General features: G+C 69.3%; 5 protein-coding genes. All 5 read right to left on the bottom strand.

The window, feature by feature from the left end; genetic code table 11:
* The coding region (gene ribD / locus D180_RS06840; RefSeq protein ID WP_043090587.1) for a bifunctional diaminohydroxyphosphoribosylaminopyrimidine deaminase/5-amino-6-(5-phosphoribosylamino)uracil reductase RibD at positions 1-362 on the bottom strand (362 nt) is incomplete at its 3' end.
* Positions 359-841: a GNAT family N-acetyltransferase gene (locus D180_RS06835; protein ID WP_017912205.1), complete on the bottom strand. Its 483-nt coding sequence runs from the start codon at positions 839-841 to the stop codon at positions 359-361. The genes D180_RS06835 and ribD, both read right to left, overlap by 4 nt.
* 4 nt (positions 842-845) lie before the next feature.
* Positions 846-1,376 carry a transcriptional regulator NrdR gene (nrdR, locus tag D180_RS06830; protein WP_010340907.1) on the bottom strand — a complete coding sequence of 177 codons (531 nt, stop codon included), beginning with the start codon at positions 1,374-1,376 and terminating at the stop codon, positions 846-848.
* A gap of 214 nt (positions 1,377-1,590) precedes the next feature.
* Positions 1,591-2,859 (bottom strand): serine hydroxymethyltransferase, encoded by a 1,269-nt coding sequence (gene glyA / locus D180_RS06825; protein WP_017912204.1) that lies wholly within the window; start codon positions 2,857-2,859, stop codon positions 1,591-1,593.
* Between the two features lie 121 nt (positions 2,860-2,980).
* Positions 2,981-3,308: RcnB family protein (locus D180_RS06820; RefSeq protein ID WP_017912203.1), on the bottom strand; the 328-nt coding region annotated here is incomplete at its 5' end.

Below are 3,308 nucleotides of genomic sequence, written 5' to 3'. Positions count from 1 at the left end.
CCGCCGCCGTTGACCTGCGGGAACGGGTCGGCCATCGCCGCCACCACCCGCGCCACCCCGGCCTCGATCAGCGCCAGCGCACACGGCGGGGTGCGGCCGTAGTGCGCGCACGGCTCCAGGGTCACGTAGGCGGTGGCGCCACGGGCGCGTTCGCCGGCGGCGCGCAGCGCGAACACCTCCGCGTGCGGCCCGCCGGCGCGCTGGTGGAATCCCTCGCCCACCACGACACCGTCGCGCACGATCACGCAGCCGACCATCGGGTTGGGTCGTGTGGTGTAGGCGCCGCGTTCGGCCAGGCGCAGGGCCTGCGCCATCCAGCGATGGTCGTCGGCGGAGAAGCCGGGCACGGCGTCGGCGCTCATGTAGATGCAGATGCGGCGCTAGCGTCGCGGCGCATCACCACGATCTGCAGCAGCCCCAGCGGCAGGTCGGCATGGCGCTGCCAGCCCAGGCGCTCGTAGAACGGCACCAGCACCGGCTCGCAGTACAGGTACAGCCACTGCACGCCGAAGCGCGCGGCGGCCTGCACGCAGTGCGCGACCAGGGCGGCGCCGACGCCGGCACCGCGTGCCTGCGGCCGCACGTACAGCGTCGCCAGCCACGGCGAAAACTGGCGGATGCGCGCGTCGTCGTTCTGCAGCAGGCTCACCGACCCCAGCCAGTCCTCGCCGTCCAGGGCGATCCAGCTGGTGGGGATGCGGCGTTCGTCGCGGTGGCTGCGCAGGTCGGCCTCGGCCTCCACCACGTTCCACTCCGGCAGCAGCGGGCCGAACGCCTGCAGATGCTCCTGCGCCAGCGCGGGAATGTGCTGCGCGGCCTCGGCCAGACAGACGATGCGCATGCGCTCAGCGCTTGCCGGTCTTGTCGCCCGGCTTGGCCGCGCGCACCAGGTCCAGCAGCGGCAACTGCTCGCTGCCCACCGGCAACTCGCGCTCGAGCTTCTCGATCTCCTCGCGGAAATCGGCCACGTCCTGGAAGCTGCGGTACACCGAGGCGAAGCGCACGTAGCCGACGTGGTCGAGCTTGCGCAGCTCGGCCATCACGTACTCGCCGACCCGGATCGAGGGCAGTTCGCGCTCACCGGACATGCGCAACTGGTGCACCACCGCGCGCACCGCCGCCTCGATCTGCTCCTCGGCCACCGGCCGCTTCTGCAGCGCGCGATCGAAGCTGGTGCGCAGCTTGCGCGCATCGAACGCCTCGCGGCCGCCGTCGCTCTTGATCACCGTCGGCAGCTTGAGTTCGATCGTCTCCAGCGTGCTGAAGCGCTCGCCGCAGGCCTCGCACTCGCGACGCCGGCGGATCGTCGCGCCGTCCTCGGACACGCGCGAATCGATCACCCGGGTATCGGTGTGCTGGCAGAAGGGGCAGTGCATTCAGGGCGCCGGGAATGGGGAAACGGGAATGGGGAATGGGAACGTCAACAGCGCAAGCGTAGCGCTTCTGACCATTCCCGACTCTCCATTCTCCATTCCCGCCTCAGCCATATAGGTGCCGGGAGTGGGGAAACGGAAATGGGGAATGGGAACGCCAAAGGCGCCAGCTAGCACTTTCAACCATTCCCGATTCTCCATTCCCCATTCCCGTTTTTCAGCCATACACCGGATACTTGCGGCACTGCGCGGTCACCGCGTCGCGCACGCGCGCCAGCACGGTGTCGTCGGCCGGGGCGTCGAGCACGTCGGCGATCCAGTTGGCCAGGTCGACGCAATCCTGTTCCTGGTAGCCGCGGGTGGTGATCGCCGGGGTGCCCAGGCGCAGGCCCGAGGTCACGAACGGCGAGCGCGGGTCGTTGGGCACCGAGTTCTTGTTGACGGTGATGTGGGCCTTGCCCAGCGCCGCTTCCGCGTCCTTGCCGGAGACGTCGCGGCCGATCATGTCCACCAGCATCAGGTGGTTCTCGGTGCCGCCGGAGACGATCTTGTAGCCGCGCGCGATCAGGGTCTTGGCCATGGCCTGGGCGTTCTTCACCACCTGCTGCTGGTAGCGGGTGAATTCCGGCTCCAGCGCTTCCTTGAACGCTACCGCCTTGGCCGCGATCACGTGCATCAGCGGGCCGCCCTGGATGCCGGGGAACACGATCGACTGCAGCTTCTTGGACAGGTCTTCGAGCTTGTCGCCGGCGCCGGCGGCACTGGCGACGATGATGCCGCCACGCGGGCCACGCAGGGTCTTGTGGGTGGTGGAGGTGACCACGTGCGCGTGCGGCAGCGGGGTCGGATAGACACCGGCGGCGACCAGGCCGGCCACGTGCGCCATGTCCACGAAGAAGTACGCGCCGACCTTGTCGGCGATGGCGCGGAAGCGCGCCCAGTCGATCACCTGCGAGTAGGCGGAGAAGCCCGCCACCACCATCTTCGGCTTGTGCTCCACGGCCAGGCGCTCGACTTCGTCGTAGTCGATCAGGCCCTGGTCGTCGACGCCGTACTGCACGGCGTTGAACAGCTTGCCGGAGGCGTTGACCTTGGCGCCGTGGGTCAGGTGGCCGCCGTGCGCCAGCGACATGCCGAGGATGGTGTCGCCCGGCTGCAGCAGCGCGAAGTACACCGCCTGGTTGGCCTGCGAGCCGCTGTGCGGCTGCACGTTGGCGTAGTCGGCGCCGAACAGTTGCTTGACCCGGTCGATGGCCAGCTGCTCGGCGACGTCGACGAATTCGCAACCGCCGTAGTAGCGCTTGCCCGGATAGCCCTCGGCGTACTTGTTGGTCAGCTGGCTGCCTTGCGCTTCCATGACCAGCGGGCTGCAGTAGTTCTCGCTGGCGATCAGCTCGACGTGGTCTTCCTGGCGGCCGGCTTCGGCGGCGATGGCGCGGGCCAGGTCGGGATCGTAGGTTTCGATGCGGGCGTCGCGCGGGAACATCGGGTCTCCGGGGGCATGGACAGAAGGCAGACGACTAGTTTAAGCCCCGCGCGCGGCCGAGGGCGAACCAAAACGCAGACGGCCTCCCGAAGGAGGCCGTCTGGCGATGCCGCAGCAGGGCTCAGCGGCCGCTGAGCACCAGGTCGGCGATGATGCCGGTGGCGATGGCGACCAGCAGCAGGTTGCCGGTGTCGTCGCGCACCCAGCGGTAGCCGTACGGCGGGCGCCGGACCTGATAACGGTCGTAGTCGTAGACCACGTAGTTCGGGCCGTAGTAGCGCTGGCCACGCGCCCAGCGCGGCGGACCCGGGCGGTAATAGACGACGTCCGGGCCGTTGCGATAGCCATCGCGGTAGCCGCGGTCGTAGGCGCGACGGGCGTCGCGGCGGTCGCGCTCACGGTCGCGCCAGTAGCGCTCGCGATCGGCATCGCGGTAGCCGCGGTCGTAC

Source organism: Xanthomonas sp. SHU 166, assembly GCF_000364685.1.
Classification (GTDB): domain Bacteria; phylum Pseudomonadota; class Gammaproteobacteria; order Xanthomonadales; family Xanthomonadaceae; genus Xanthomonas_A; species Xanthomonas_A sontii.
The sequence above is the reverse complement of the archived record's forward strand: the minus strand, read 5'-3'. Positions and strand labels throughout refer to the sequence as shown.